The organism is Halovivax sp. (assembly GCA_007119345.1).
In the GTDB taxonomy this organism is placed as follows: Archaea; Halobacteriota; Halobacteria; order Halobacteriales; family Natrialbaceae; genus Halovivax.
The window spans coordinates 26,943-40,938 of sequence record SKPV01000195.1; the positions used below are offsets into that span (position 1 = coordinate 26,943).

Below are 13,996 nucleotides of genomic sequence, written 5' to 3' on the forward strand. Positions count from 1 at the left end.
GCGCCATCTATTCTGGACGGTACGTCGGGATTCGAGCGGTGCTCGCGTTCTCGCCGCACCGGCCCGCGTCGCAGGCGCACCCCCGAGGCATAACTGGTCGCCGCGCGTACGACGAGTATGAGTTACCAGACGACACTCGGGTGGTCGCTCGTCTCCTCCGGACTGGTCACGCTCTTGCTGAAGCTCCTGCCCTTCGACTCGCTGTGGTGGGGACTCGCGCTGCTCGTCGTCGGGGTGTGGGTGCTGTACGTCAGGCGGACGTGAGCGACGCGTCCGAAAAATCGATCCCGCCTCGCCGGCACGCGTCGCGTTCGATTCTTCACTCCCGGCGCTCCAGGATGCGCTCGACGATCTGCCGAGACGAGAGGACCTCTCCTGCGTCCGGTTCGCGGGCGCTCGCCCGTCGGACCTCGCAGTCGATCCCGCGCCGGTCGAGTTCGTCGACGATGGCCGCCTCCTCGTGGTGCTGATCGTGGCCGAGGGCGATGACGTCCGGGTCGAGCGCTTCGATCGGGACGAAGATGTCCTCCTCGTGACCGAGGATGGCCTCGTCGACGGCCGCGAGGGCGTCGACGACCGCCCGACGCTGTTCGGCCGAGCAGATCGGCGCCGGCTTGTGGTCGACGTTCGATCGGCGGGCGACGATCACGACGAGCCGGTCGCCCATCCCGGCGGCCTCTTCCAGGTAGTGGACGTGACCCGGGTGGACGATGTCGAACGTCCCCTGGGCGACGACGGTCCGGCTCACGGTGACGCTCCCCCCGCCCGAGTTTCCGCCGCGGCTCCGCGATCCCGCATCAGTCCCATCGTAACTCCTCGTCGATGTCCGCCTGGGTGAAGTGAAAGAAGTCCTCGGTGTCCGGGAGGTCCACGTCGATCACATTCAGCTGGGTGGGTCGACCCTGGGAGTCGAACGCCTGCCAGTCGTGGCGACCGTAGGGCGCGCCGACGATGATGTGTACCGAGCCGCGCCCGAAGGTCTCGAGGTCGGCCTGGCTCGGGCGGATCACCCCGTTCGGGTGGGAGTGGACGCTACCGAGCGCCTTCGTGTCGTTCGGGATGGTGCTCGTCTTGACGGTCGCGCTCACGCTGTTCTGTTCGGTGCCGGGCATCACGAGGATGTCCGTGATGATCAATCCGTCCCGGTCGAGGCCGAGCCGGGTCGCGTCGGTCCCGCGGAGAAAGCCCATGTACTCGTTCGGGTGGCTCGCCTCCGAGGACTCGATGGCGAACTCGAGGGTCTCCTCGGCGATGCCGAGAATCTCGCTCGAGCGGAACAGCGCGTCCAGCAGACCCATGGCTACCCATCTGGGCTTGCCGTTGCTAAACGTTGCGGAAGGCGTCGTCGGCGCGGTGGCCGACCGGCTCGGCTCCGTCGCCGACGGCCCGTCGGGGTTCGGTCGGCGGTCCGAGTCCCGGTGCGCTCACGATGGGCGGACTCGGGAGTCACCGGCCGCCCTACGGCGGGTCGTTTCGGGAGTCACCGGTCGCCCTACGGCGGGTCGTTTCGGGAGTCACCGGCCGCCGTCGTAACGCGCCAGCTCCAGGGTCACGACGTTGCCGCGCGGCTCGTTCCGCTCGAAGGACAGCGAACCGCCCGATCGGCGGACGATCCACTCCACCAGCCACAGTCCGAGACCGGTTCCGTGAAAGAGCGGTTCGGGCTCCCGATCGCCCGTCAGCACGTCCAGTTCCATGTCGGGGATCGGCGGCCCCTCGTCGGCGACCCGGACGGCGACGGTTCCGCCGCGACGCTCGACGTCGACCGAGACCGACGGCCGCTCGCTGTCGCTGTGGACGACCGCGTTCTCGATCAGTTCGGTGACGGCGCGCTCCAGTTCGGCGATCGCGACGACCGACGCCGACGCCTCGTCGGTCACGTCCAGCTTCGCGTGAGGGTGTCTGTTCTCGATCGCCGCCACGGCGCGCTCCAGGGCGTCGCCGACGTCGACGACGGCGCGCTCGCGGGGGCTGGTCAGGACGTCGACGATCGGCTGGGTCTTGTCGACGGTGGTCAGCAGGTCGTCGATCCGATCCAGGATGACGCTCGCCTCCTCGTCGAAGCGCTCCGTCTCGGCTTCGAGCATGCGTGCGTACCCGCGGACGACGGTCATGTCGTTGCGGAGGTTGTGGCGCAGCAGGTGACTGATCACCTGGAGCTGTTCGGCCCGTTCCCGCCGCTCGGTGACGTCGGTGATGAACCCCTCGATCCGCGGCTCGTCGTGGGCGGCGGACTCGATCCGTCGGCCCCGTTCCCAGACCCACTTCGCCGTCCCCTCGCGAGTCACGATCCGGTAGGTGAGCTCGAAGGAGCCTCCGCTCTCCAGTTTCTTCTGGACGGCGTCCCAGGTCCAGGCGCGGTCGTCGGCGTGGAGGATCTCCGTTCCCCAGACGACATCGCCGCGCTCGAGGGCGTTCGCCCGGTAGCCGGTCAGCTCCTCGCAGCCGCCTCTGACGTACTCCATCGGCCACCCGTCCGCGAGCCGACAGCGGTAGACGATCCCGGGCAAGTTCCCCAGCAGCGTCTCCTGCCGTCGCGCGCGTTCGGCCAGCGCGGACGACGCCCGACGCTCGTCGACGGCGGCTTCGATCCGGGCGGCGAGCAGGGAGCCGTCTCCCGCTTCGTCGCGGAGACGGTGGAAGGCCGTGACACCACCGGCGCCGACGGCAACTGCGGCGTCGGCCGGCGGGACGTCCGCGCCGTAGCAGACGAACGGGAGGTCGGGGTCCGTCTCGCGCACGTCCGCACAGAGCGCCAGCGGATCTCGGTCCGGGAGGTCGTACGCGGCGACGACGCAGTCGACGCGACCGGATGCGATTCGGCCGAGAAGCGCGTCCGGTTCCTCGACAGCGTCGACCGCGATGCGGTCGCTCGCCGATTCCAGCCCCGACGCGATCGACGCCGCATCATCCCGATCGGACGGGACGAGACGAACGGCGACCGGGCCGACCGCCTCCGCGGCCGTCCCGTCGCCGCCCGGCGGCGGTCGGGGCTGGCGAGTCATACCGCGCCTTCGCAACTGACGTGCAAAAGGTTAGTGGCGTACCGGCTCGCGGCACGCCAGCGACGATCGCTCCTGGCGGCCGTCGCCGAATCTGGCCGGGAGGCGAGTCCACCATCCCGGGCCGCGATCGGGGGATCGACCGCCTCAGCACCGCTCGACGATCGTCGCGATCCCCTGGCCGAATCCGATGCACATCGCCGAGAGGCCGTAGCGCCCCCCGGTTCGCTCCAGCCCGTGGGCGAGTTTCGTCAGCAGCATCGAACCGGTCGCCCCGAGCGGGTGGCCGTGGGCGATCGCGCCGCCGTCGACGTTGACGTCCTCCCAGGAGGCGCCGGTCTCGTCCAGCCAGGCGGCGACGACCGAGGCGAACGCCTCGTTGACCTCGAACAGGTCGACGTCGTCGACGGAGAGGCCGGCCCCTTCGAGGACGCGTTCGGTGGCCGGGATCGGTCCCGTCAGCATGGTCACCGGGTCGACCCCCACGACCTCGGTCTCGACGATGCGGGCCATCGGCTCCCATCCGCGCTCGTCGGCCGCGTCCGCGCTCGCGACGAGGACGGCCGAGGCGCCGTCGACGATCCCCGAGGAGTTGCCCGCGTGGTGTACGCCCTCGCCCGCCGGGCGGAACGAGAGCGGCAGGTTCGAGAGCGTCTCGAGGTCGGTCTCCGGCCGCGGGTGCTCGTCCCGGTCCACGACCACGGACTCGCCGTCGAGTTCGGTTTCGACCGGGACGACCTGGTCGTCGTAGTGACCCGCCTCCCAGGCCTCCCCCCAGCGGCGCTGGGAGTCGACCGCGAGCTCGTCGAGCTCGCTTCGGGAGAAGCCGTACTGCTCGGCGATGCGCTCTGCGCCCTCGCCTTGCGTGGTGAGCTCCTCGAAGTGCTCGAAGTACGTCTCCGTCACGCTCGACCCGTCCGATCCCATCGGGACGCGAGTCATGTGCTCGACGCCGCCGGCGATCAGGACGTCGTGGTAGCCCGCGGCGACGTTGGCGGCGGCGAAGTTGACGGCCTGCTGGCCGGAGCCGCACATCCGGTTGAGCTGGACGCCGGGGACGCCGTCCCCCCAGCCGGCGACCATCGGCGCCAGACGGGCGACGTTCAGCCCCTGCTCGTCGATCGGCGTCACGCAGCCGTAGATCACGTCCTCGATCGTTGCCGGGTCGAAACCGTTGCGTTCGCGCAGCGCCCGCAGCGGGGCGGCGGCCAGATCCTGCGGGTGCGTGTCCCGGAAAGAGCCGTCGCGCTTCCCGAACGGCGTCCGCACGGCGTCGACGATGACTGGATCGCTCATCTGTTTCGACTCCGAATTGTACCCGGTCGATCATAGCGATTTCGTGGCCGAACGGTGACGCGGCGATCGGTGGTTCGGCGATCGATGACCGTGCGAACTGCGCTCGGGCGATCGATGACCGTGCGAACTGCGCTCGGGCGATCGATGACCGACAGAACGGCGATCGGCCAGTCGGTCGGCGCGGACGGCCGCTCCGACGAACTCGCGTCGGCTCGTCCCCGAGTCGGCCCAACCGCCGACACGCCGGCCCGCTGGGCCCGCTCGGGGAATCCGTCGGATCGTCGCTTGACAAGCGTTATACGCCACGGTCGCAAACGACCGGCAACGATGACACGCGAGACCGCCGGCGAGGCCGGCGACGCGCGAGAGCCGGTCGTCTACGATCTCGCCTCGGAGTGTACCGCCGAGGACGTCGAGACCGAGACGCCGTACCTCGCCGAGATCAACGGTATCGTCGACTACGGCGTCTTCGTCGACCTCACGGAGTCCGTCTCCGGACTGGTCCACGAATCGGTGCTCGAAGGAACCTACCGGGTCGGCGACGAGCTCGTCGTCGAGCTGGAGACCGTCCGCGACAACGGCGACCTCTCGTTCGAGCCCGTCGACGTCGAGGAGTACACCCTCCAGCACGTCGCCCACGACTTCACGCTGACCGGGACCGACCGACTGGAGGCGAACGTCGGCGAGCAGATCCACGTCGAGGGCGAAGTCGTCCAGATCAAACAGACCGGCGGACCGACCATCTTCCACGTCGCCGACGAGTACGGGGTCGTTCCCTGTGCGGCGTTCCAGGAGGCCGGCGTCAGGGCATACCCCGCCGTCGCGGTCGGCGACGTCGTCCGGGTGACCGGCGTCGCCGAGCGCCGGGAGGGGGCGATCCAGCTCGAGGTGGACGGTCTCACGGCCCTGGACGACGAGGCCGAGCGGGAGGCCCGCGTCCGCCTCGCGGACGCTCTCGATCGCCGCGCCGAACCCCACGACGTCGAGCCGCTGATCGACTGGCCCGCCTTCGAGAAGCTCCGTCCCGGGCTCCGGGAGGTCGCCGAGCTCCTGCGGCGGACCGTCCTGCAAGGTCGGCCGATCCGGGTGCGCCACCACGCCGACGGCGACGGCATGTGTGCCGCCGTCCCCCTCCAGCTCGCCCTCGAGCGGTTCATCGCCGACGTCCACGAGGACCCGGAGGCGCCGCGACACCTGATCAAGCGCCTGCCGAGCAAGGCGCCCTTCTACGAGATGGAAGACGCTACGCGCGACCTCAACTTCGCCCTGGAGGACCGCGCCAAGCACGGCCAGCAGCTGCCGCTCCTCCTGATGCTCGACAACGGTTCGACGGCCGAGGACGTGCCGTCCTACGAGACGCTGGCCCACTACGACATCCCCATCGTCGCCGTCGACCACCACCATCCCGACCCGGAGGCCGTCGAGGACCTCCTCGACGCGCACGTCAACCCGTACCTCCACGACGAGGACTACCGGATCACGACCGGGATGCTGTGCGTCGAACTGGCCCGGATGATCTACCCCGATCTCACCGACGAGATCCGCCACGTCCCCGCGGTCGCCGGCCTCGCGGACCGCTCGAAGGCCGACGCGATGGCCGATTACCTCGCGCTCGCCGCCGAGGAGGGGTACGACGAGGAGCGCCTTCAGGACGTCAGCGAGGCGCTCGACTACGCCGCCCACTGGCTGCGCTACAGCGCCGGCGATCACCTCATCACCGACCTCCTCGGCATCGACTGTGAGGACTCCCACCACCGGAATCTCGTCTCGTTCTTCGCGGCGGGAGCCCGGGAGGCGGTCGAGGAGCAACTCGACGCCGCGATGGCCCACCTCGAGCACGAGGACCTCGACAACGGCGCCCACCTCTATCGGATCGACGTCGAGAACTACGCTCACCGCTTTACCTACCCCGCGCCCGGAAAGACCACCGGCGAGATCCACGACCGCAAGATCGCCGAGACCGGCGACCCGGTCATCACCGTCGGCTACGGCCCGGACTTCGCCGTCCTCAGAAGCGACGGCGTCCGTCTGGACATCCCGGAGATGGTCGCGGAGCTCAAGGCGGAGATCCCCGGCGCCGGCGTCTCCGGCGGCGGCCACCTCGTCGTCGGCTCCATCAAGTTCGTCAAAGGAAAGCGCCGGGAGGTCATCGAGGCCCTGGTCGAAAAGATGGCCGACGCCGACATCGACGAGGCGCTCTCGAGCGCGGCGCCGCTCGACGACTGAGACGACGAACACGGTCTTTTCGACCTCACGCTCCAGTTCGAGGTCGGACGGTTCAGCGGCGCTCGGTGACGGACGATCCACTGTCGCTCGACGACGAGCGACTCGTTCGGACTCGGTGACGAGCGTTCGGATTCCCGTACCGGTGACCGGTTCGGAATTCCTCGCCGACGCACCGTTCGCGTTCGATACGAATTACGCAGACGGGAACTCCACGACTTCCCGGTACCACTCCTCGGCGAGCGCGTCCAACCGCGCCTCGGCGTCGCTCGCCTCCAGCACGTCGCCCGTCCCCTGCCACTCGATCGAGAGCTTCGAGAGCGGGGCGAGCGCGAGTCCCCGGACGACGACCGGTCCGGACGCGGTCCGGATCGTCCACTCGGTTCCCGTCAGTCCGGCGGACCCGCTGACGCTCTCGATTCGCGCACCGTCCGCGTCCCAGCGTTCTGCCAGTCCCGTCGTGATCCGCCGGAGGCGCCGTTCTCCGAGCGCGTGGGCGGCCAGCCCGCCGGCGGTCAGGAGAACGAACGCGCCTGCGGCGAACGCCGGCCCGCCGTGGGGAAGGTTGAACGACGCGGCGAGGGCGGCGAGGACGACGACGAGGCCGACGACCCGCCAGTCGAATGCGCTGGGAACCGTTCCGTCCCAGGACGCGGCGGCGGTCGTTCGTTCGACTTGCATGGTGATCGGTCGCTGTAGCGACCGGGTCCGGTTATGCCCCCGCCTGTCCCGATTGCCAACTTATGTGCGATCGTCCGCCGGCCCGTTCGTTCGACGCCGCTCGCTCGAGGGGTTCTTCCGTCCCCGGACGCTGCCGGACGCGGTGTCCGCCGACTCGTCCGTCACCGCGGGAACTCCACCGGAAACGGCGTCGTCCGCCCCGTTCGCCTCGGCATCTCCGTAGCCGTCGCTCTCATCCGAACGTCTGTCGTCCTCCGTCTCGTTCGACCTGGCACCCCCGTAGCCGTCGTTCTCTCCATGCCGTCCGACGTCCTCCGCCCCCGACGCCTCTGACCCTGCCGGTCGAATCGTCACGGGGACCTGCGCTCGCGGATCGGCGGCCGTCCGCGTCGTCGGGTCGACCCGGACGTATCGTCGCCCGAGGACGAGGACGATCGCGAGTCCGGTGAGGACGGCGAGCACCAGTTCCACCGGGAGCTGCCAGTCGCCGTCGCTCGCCCAGTCGGCGTCGAACGCGTCGGCGTAGTAGGTCCCGACGTCGTCGCCGTGAAGGACGAGCGCGACCTCCCGATTTTCTCGGAGCGATTGGTCGTTCCAGTTGAGGCTGCCGACGACGGCCGTCTCCTCGTCGACGACGATCCCCTTCGCGTGGACCTTCTCGAATCGGCTCCCGCCTTCGGCGAGGCGAACCTCGAGCGACAGTTCCTCCCGCTCCGCGATCGAATCGAGTCGGTCGGCGAGCGCCCGATTTTCCTCCGCGACGTACCAGGAGTCGTCGAGCAAGATCCGCACCTCGGCTCCGTCCCGGGCGGCTTCGAGGGCGGCGTCGAGCAGGACGAAGTCGGGGCCGTCGATTCGCACCTGGACGATCCGGAGGGAGTCTTCGGCTCCCTCGATCAGCTCGCGCAGTCGGTCCTCGGCGTTGTCCGGCGCGACCAGCAGTTCGGCGCGCTCGGCCGTCACCGTCTCGGCGTCGCGCCCGCGCTCGAACGACCCCGCGGCGGCGTCCTCCTCTACGAAGGTGGTGCGCTGCCGGAACGCGCTCCAGTTCGTCGTATCGGGTCCGTCCGCGTCCGCGTCGAAGACGGTGGCCAGCTCCGCCGCGAGGTCGGCGTCGTCGACGATGACGCCCCAGCCCCGACTGGAGGCCCCGCCGACCCCTGCGGGTTTCCAGTTCTCGGAGGTCACCAGGACGGCGTCGTCGATGACGGCGTACTTCGGGTGGTGGAACCCGTAACGGGCGCCTTCGCCCCCGATCGCGCGCACCGTCGCTCCGGATCCCTCGAGTTCCGAGAGCAGCGGCTCGGTCTCTTCGGGAATGCCGCCGACGGGACCGGCCTCGACGAGCACCTCGACCTCGACGCCGCGGTCGAGCGCCGCCTCCAGTTCGGCGGCGATCTCCTCGTCGGTGAACGTGTAGCCGGCTACCCGGATTCGCTCCTCCGCGCCGGCGATCGCCTCCAGGGGCACCTCCGGCGTGTCCGGGAGAACGAACGCCGTCGCCTCGTCGATCGACCGCGTCGACGGTTCCAGACACGTCGCGTCCCGGGGCCACCAGTCGCCGCTGACGGGCGCCGTCGACTCGTCCTCGGATCGGCTCCCGATCGCGTCCCCGGTGCGGTACCAGATTTCCCCCTCGGCTGCGCGGCCGTAGACGATCGCGTCCGTGGTCCCCGACTCGTTCGCGAGGACGAGTTCGTCACCGTCCGCGGCGAGTCGAAGGTACCCGTCGAACTCGACCACGTGGTCGTCGGTCAGCTCGGCGGTGACGTTCGGATCGAGGCTCGCGGCCACCCGACCCGGGGGCCTGTCGTCGGGGATCGCGGTGCTCGCGTGTCCGTCGGTGACCGTCAGGTTCTCCGTCGGTCCGCCGGGGTCGTCGATCACGAGGTACTCGCCGACGTTACCGTCGGTCGTCGGGTTCGGGTACGCCTCGACGATCCGCGGCGACGACGCGTCGTCGGTCGACCGCGCTCCGGCCGCCGGACAGGGCTCGTCGGCGACCGACGTCGTGGCGTCGGTCCCACCGGGACCGATGAGGGACGCCTGCGGGGGTCCCCGGTCGCCGGTCATCGTCGGTGGCGCGTGGGAGTTCGCCGGGAGTTTCGGTGTCGGCTGGACGGGCGGTTCCGGTATCGGCTGGACGGGCGGTTTCGGGGTCGGCTGGACGGACCCTTCCGTTGCCGACGGGCCGGTCACCGCGGCCGTTGCCATCGGTGCCGCCAGAACGGCCTGCAGCAGCGCTCCGACCAGAACGGCGATCAGCAGCGTTGCGACCGAAACGGCCCGTCGGCTGGTTCCGGCTTCGACGGGGAGTCGAGGGACGGGGCGCCGTCGCACGCGACGGCCTGGCCGCGTCCTCGTACGTAAAGGATCGGATTCGGGGTCCGGAACGTTCGAGAATCGGCCGCCCGATCAGCCGACGAGCTGGGCCTCGGCCCGCTCGGCCTCCGCCTGGACGAGGTAGGCGCGGTCGTCGGCGTACTGGGTGACGGCGTCGAGGGCGTCCTCGGTGCCGATCTGTCGGAGCGCCCAGGCGGCGCTGGCGCGGACGGTGTCGTCCTCGTCGTCGTCGAGCAGCGCCGCGAGCGGGTCGATGGTGCGGGTGTCGCCGAGCAGGCCCAGGCACCGTGCGGCGTGGCTGCGGACGCTCGGGTCGTCGTCGACGAGCTGTTCGGCGACCGGCTCGACGGCCTCCGGCGCGCCGATCTCGCCGAGGGCCCGGAGCGTGTGCTTTCGCAGCGACAGATCGCCGCCGTCGACGTAGTCGACCAGCGTGTCCACGACGCGCTCGTCGGCGACGCCGATCGAGCCGAGGACGGCGATGGCGTCGGTGTTCCGCCGGTTCGCCAGCTGGAGCATCGGATCGATCGCCGCCTCGTCGCCCATGCGCCCGAGCGCTTCGATACAGTGCTCCTCCATGAAGTCGGAGTCGAACGAGTCCAGGGCCAGCAACACCATCTCGACGTTGCCCTGCTTCTCGTGGACCTTCAGCGCGTGCCACTCGGGCGGGAAGTCTTTGACGTGGTCGAGGACGTCGTAGAACCCTTCGCGGCGGAGCTGTTCGCGGACCTCGAGGTCGTCCCAGGCGGTGGCGTCGTCGACGCCGGACTGGAGTTCGTCGGTCGTCTCGAGCAGGGCGTCGATCGTCTCGGCGTCGGTGTCCGGATCGAGCCCGGCCTCGTCGATCTCCGTGCCGACGCGCTCGAGGGTTTCGACGAGCGCGTCGACCAGCTCCTCGTCGTCGGCGAGCGAGAGCGAGGTGCCGAGGATCTCGCTGATCTCCGCGAGGGCGATCCCGACGACCTCGCGGAGTTCCTCGCGCCCCTCCTCGGTCCACCGCGTGGACTCGACGTCGCCGGCCGCGCTCTCGACCTCGTCGATCACGTCCTCGGCGTAGGGACCGCGCTGGTCCGCGACGCCGGATTCGACGTCGTCGAGGTCGTTTTCGAGTTCCTCGTGACGGTCCCTGACCTCCTCGTACGGATCCTCGGGCGTCTCCTCGTCTTCGTCGTCGGGTTCCTCGGGGGGTTCGGGGATCTCGATCGCCTCGAGGTCCTCGCTGACGTCTTCGAGGTGGGCCTCCACGTCGTCGAGGTCGTCCTCGGTATCCGCCGCCTCGAGTTCCGACGCGAGCTCGTCGGCGCGCTCGGAGACGGCCGCCAGCTCCGCGTCGATCTCGTCGACGTCGGGATCCGGCGTCGCGTCTTCGTCGCCCTCCTCGGTCGCCTCGTCGCTCATGGCGTCACCCGCCGGCGGGTGGCCGACCGCGGTCTCGTGGGCGTCTGCATGCGCGTATCTGGGTGCAGAACCCCCCTAAGAGTTTCCATACACCCGCGCCGCGAACGCGCCGCCCCGCCAGTAGAGCCACGGGCCCAGGAGCAGGTAGGCGATGCCGAGGGTCAACAGGGCGTAGGGGAAGGTGCGGCCGGCGACGTCGGGGATCAGGATCGCGAGGACGTGCACGACGCCCATCACCATCGCGTCGCGAGCGAGCAGGTCTGGGTATCGGATCCGCGAGACCATCAGGTAGCAGAACGCGGCCGTCGCCCCGAGGATCAGCCACGGGTCGGTGACGCCGGCGAGAACCGCGGCGCCGATGATCGTCGCGGCCAGCGTCGTCTGGACGCCCTCCGTGAACTCGTCGCCGGCGTCGTAGACCGTGTACAGTCCCAGCCGGGCGACCGCCATGGCGACGAACAACGCGCAGACCGCGCCGACGCCGATCGCCTCGGGGCCCGCGGACGAAAACTCGACGCCGAGGCCGTCGGTGACGACGACGAACGCCAGGGCGGCGGGTGCGACGGCGAAGGAGGCGACGTCGGCCAGCGAGTCGAGGTGGGGCCCGACGGGCGTGCCGCCGTACCGTCGGGCGAGCACCCCGTCGAGCCCGTCGAGCACCGCCGCCAGCAGGACGAGCCTGGCGGCCAGGTGGACGTCGACGAATGCCACCACGACCGCGAGAAACCCCAGCGCGGCGTTCGCGATCGTGACCGCGTCGGCCACGCCCAGGCGGCCGACGAACCGGGGAAGCATACTCCCCGGTTCGGGGGGCGCCCACCTTACGTGTTTCCGTCCGCGATTCGAGCCCGGAGCCGACGGTGCCCTCGTCCGGGCCTGCCGCGGGACATCGCGGACGTTATATCGGCACGCTCCCAATCGGCGCGTATGCGACGACGCGCCTACCTCGCGGGCGTCGGGGCGACCGGAGTCGCCGCGCTCGCGGGCTGCACGGCGCTCGCGGACACCGCGGACGACCTCTTCGGCGGCGAACCGTACGACATCGGGATGTCGCGACACTCGTTCGAACCCGAGGAGTACGAGACGACCGTGGGCGACCCCGTCGTCTGGAAGAACACGAGCGAAGCGGACCACACGGTTACCGCCTACGAAGACGGGCTGCCGGAGGGCGCCTCGTTTTTCGCCTCCGGCGGGTACGAGACCGAGGCGGAAGCGAGCGACGCGTACTGGAACAACTTCGGCGGCGCGTTCAGCACCGGGGAGACCTACGAGCACACGTTCGAGGTTCCCGGGACCTACGCCTACTACTGCGTCCCGCACGAGAAAGACGGCCGTGGCGACGGTCGGATGATGGGGCTCGTCCACGTCGAGGAGTGATCAACCGTGTCAGCGGCCGAACGGTTGGGTTCGTCCGCGTCAGCGAGTGATCGCTCGTCCGCGTCAGCGAGCAAGTGCTAACGTCGACGAATACTTGCCGCCGCCCGACCGGAACCGTCGTCTATCGCAGTTGACCGAACGCATCCGTCGGCGCCTCTTGACCCTCTCGGCGCATCCGTCGGCGCCGATGATCGCGACCGCGGCGCCGTCGTCGAACGCGACGCTCCTCGTCCCCGCTCGAGAGAAATTGCGAACTCGACGCCTCAGTCGTCGGTGGCGACGTCGGCCTCGTCGACGTCGACCGAGGTCTCTTCCTCTTCGGCGACCTCCTCGGGGTAGGCCTCCAGGGTGGCCTTCTGGATCTCGACCCGCCGGAGCGGATAGATCGTCTTGGCCTCGCCGTAGATGGCCGAGGAGAGTCGGCCGTGGACGACGCCGTCGATCAGGTCCTCGAAGTCGCGCTCCGCGGCCGCGGACTCGACCATCTCGACCATCGTCTCGCGGATGGCCTGCTCCTGGCTCGCGTCGGCCTTCTTCGTCGTGAAGGCCACCGGCTGGATCTGGACGCGGTAGTCGTCGGTCGTGAGGACCGTGACGTAGGCCTCGATCTTCGAGGCGCCGCGTCGGACCAGCGATCGGAGGTAGTCGCGCGTGAGCGCGTGCTCTTTGAATTCGGTGTAGGCCGCGTCGCTGCCCACGTCCGTGATCCTGAACTCGAGTTTCGTGTTGTTCTCGCTCGCGTTGTTCGTTAGCTCGCCGAGCGTCGTCTCGATCGTTCGGTCGAGCACCTGTTCCGGTTCGTCAGCGGGGGTCTCGCCGAGCTCTTGCCGGTCGAACTGCTCCGGTGCGAGCACGGTGTACCACCGCTTTTCCTGCTTCGCGCGTGAAACGGATCGTTCACTCATGTGTATCGGTTGTTGTCGTCGTATCTGCGTGGTTCGCGTCGTTCGCGTCCGGTACCTCTCGTCCCGTCGCTCGGGCCGCGACTCCGTCCGCCACGTCGAGGTTCACGAGGTAGTCGTCGACCGTCGAGTGGAGGCCGCCGGTCGTCTCCCGCTCGATGCGGGTGAGGACCGCCGTGCGTTCTCCGTCCTCGCCCGACGGGTCGTCGCTCGACGACTCGTCCTCGCCGCGTTCCGGGTCACGGTCGCCGTTCTCCGGGTCACCGTCGTCGCGTTCCGGTTCGCTACCGTCGCCCGTCGTCACCGACACGACGGTCTCCATCTCGTCGGTGTTGTCGGGGGCGATCGCCGCAGCGACGAGCGCGGCGTCCGCGTGGGTCGTCCTGACGATCGCCCGTCGCCTCATAGCGCACCCCTCGCGGTCTCGATCGCGTCGTCGGGGTCCGGGTCGACGTCGCGGAGCGCGCCGGCGGTCGGGCCGTAGTCGTAGGCGGCGCCGATCGTCCGGGCGAGGCGCTCACAGAGCGGGCCGAGCGATCGGTCGTCGGTCGCGGCCACGCCGATCGCGTCGTCGGCGACGGCGAGCACGACCGGCTCGGGGCTCCGCGTCGCGGCCGCGAGCCGGGCGACCGACTCGACGGCTCCGTCCCGGGCGACTTCGGGGACGTCGGCCCCGTGCAGTCGCAGGACGAACACCCCGTCGTGGCGGGACGACGTCGCCGCCTCGAGCGCCGCGTGAACGGCGCGCCCGTGGGTCCGCCAGGCGTCGAGGGC

At 69.9% G+C, this 13,996-nt stretch carries 13 protein-coding genes and 1 pseudogene; 3 read left to right on the forward strand and 11 right to left on the reverse strand.

All coding sequences use genetic code 11. The features are described from left to right. Positions 1-117 precede the first annotated feature (117 nt). Positions 118-264, forward strand: coding sequence for a hypothetical protein (locus tag QZT59_RS13205; protein WP_290817100.1), 147 nt, complete (start codon positions 118-120; stop codon positions 262-264). A gap of 55 nt (positions 265-319) precedes the next feature. Here the strand turns inward: QZT59_RS13205 and QZT59_RS13210 are convergent, their stop codons facing one another. From QZT59_RS13210 to QZT59_RS13225, 4 genes are all read right to left on the reverse strand, one after another. Next, positions 320-748 (reverse strand): FAD synthase, encoded by a 429-nt coding sequence (locus QZT59_RS13210; protein ID WP_290817103.1) that lies wholly within the window; start codon positions 746-748, stop codon positions 320-322. Positions 749-797: 49 nt separating this feature from the next. Then, entirely contained in the window at positions 798-1,298 is a 501-nt protein-coding gene (locus QZT59_RS13215; RefSeq protein ID WP_290817106.1) for a Mov34/MPN/PAD-1 family protein, read from the reverse strand. Positions 1,299-1,514: 216 nt separating this feature from the next. Further along, on the reverse strand, positions 1,515-3,005 hold the full coding sequence (locus QZT59_RS13220) for an ATP-binding protein (RefSeq protein WP_290817116.1): 1,491 nt from the start codon (positions 3,003-3,005) through the stop codon (positions 1,515-1,517). A gap of 144 nt (positions 3,006-3,149) precedes the next feature. After that, positions 3,150-4,298, reverse strand: coding sequence for an acetyl-CoA C-acyltransferase (locus QZT59_RS13225; RefSeq protein ID WP_290817126.1), 1,149 nt, complete (start codon positions 4,296-4,298; stop codon positions 3,150-3,152). 327 nt (positions 4,299-4,625) lie between these two features. Here QZT59_RS13225 and QZT59_RS13230 point away from each other — a divergent pair, with 327 nt between their 5' ends. Next, on the forward strand, positions 4,626-6,524 hold the full coding sequence (locus QZT59_RS13230) for an OB-fold nucleic acid binding domain-containing protein (RefSeq protein ID WP_290817129.1): 1,899 nt from the start codon (positions 4,626-4,628) through the stop codon (positions 6,522-6,524). Positions 6,525-6,716: 192 nt separating this feature from the next. Here QZT59_RS13230 and QZT59_RS13235 read toward each other — a convergent pair whose 3' ends face one another. The 4 genes from QZT59_RS13235 to QZT59_RS13250 all read right to left on the reverse strand — a co-directional run bounded on the left by QZT59_RS13235 (position 6,717) and on the right by QZT59_RS13250 (position 11,738). Next, positions 6,717-7,202: a hypothetical protein gene (locus QZT59_RS13235; protein WP_290817133.1), complete on the reverse strand. Its 486-nt coding sequence runs from the start codon at positions 7,200-7,202 to the stop codon at positions 6,717-6,719. A 60-nt stretch (positions 7,203-7,262) separates the two neighbouring features. Then, positions 7,263-9,275 carry a phospholipase D-like domain-containing protein gene (locus QZT59_RS13240; RefSeq protein WP_290817136.1) on the reverse strand — a complete coding sequence of 671 codons (2,013 nt, stop codon included), beginning with the start codon at positions 9,273-9,275 and terminating at the stop codon, positions 7,263-7,265. A gap of 342 nt (positions 9,276-9,617) precedes the next feature. After that, positions 9,618-10,943 (reverse strand): HEAT repeat domain-containing protein, encoded by a 1,326-nt coding sequence (locus QZT59_RS13245; protein ID WP_290817139.1) that lies wholly within the window; start codon positions 10,941-10,943, stop codon positions 9,618-9,620. 75 nt (positions 10,944-11,018) lie between these two features. Continuing rightward, positions 11,019-11,738 carry a protein sorting system archaetidylserine synthase gene (locus QZT59_RS13250; RefSeq protein ID WP_290817142.1) on the reverse strand — a complete coding sequence of 240 codons (720 nt, stop codon included), beginning with the start codon at positions 11,736-11,738 and terminating at the stop codon, positions 11,019-11,021. Positions 11,739-11,870: 132 nt separating this feature from the next. On the opposite strand from QZT59_RS13250, the gene QZT59_RS13255 reads away from it, so the two are divergent. After that, positions 11,871-12,320 carry a plastocyanin/azurin family copper-binding protein gene (locus tag QZT59_RS13255; protein WP_290817145.1) on the forward strand — a complete coding sequence of 150 codons (450 nt, stop codon included), beginning with the start codon at positions 11,871-11,873 and terminating at the stop codon, positions 12,318-12,320. 263 nt (positions 12,321-12,583) lie between these two features. Here the strand turns inward: QZT59_RS13255 and QZT59_RS13260 are convergent, their stop codons facing one another. The 3 genes and pseudogenes from QZT59_RS13260 to QZT59_RS13270 form a co-directional block, all read right to left on the reverse strand. Next, positions 12,584-13,225 (reverse strand): 30S ribosomal protein S3ae, encoded by a 642-nt coding sequence (locus tag QZT59_RS13260; RefSeq protein ID WP_290817148.1) that lies wholly within the window; start codon positions 13,223-13,225, stop codon positions 12,584-12,586. Next, positions 13,218-13,628, reverse strand: a complete 411-nt coding sequence (locus QZT59_RS13265) for a KEOPS complex subunit Pcc1 (RefSeq protein ID WP_290817150.1) — start codon at positions 13,626-13,628, stop codon at positions 13,218-13,220. The genes QZT59_RS13260 and QZT59_RS13265 overlap by 8 nt, the downstream gene beginning before the upstream one ends. After that, a pseudogene (locus tag QZT59_RS13270) lies at positions 13,625-13,996 on the reverse strand (hypothetical protein); the annotation flags it as partial. The pseudogene QZT59_RS13270 and the gene QZT59_RS13265, both read right to left, overlap by 4 nt.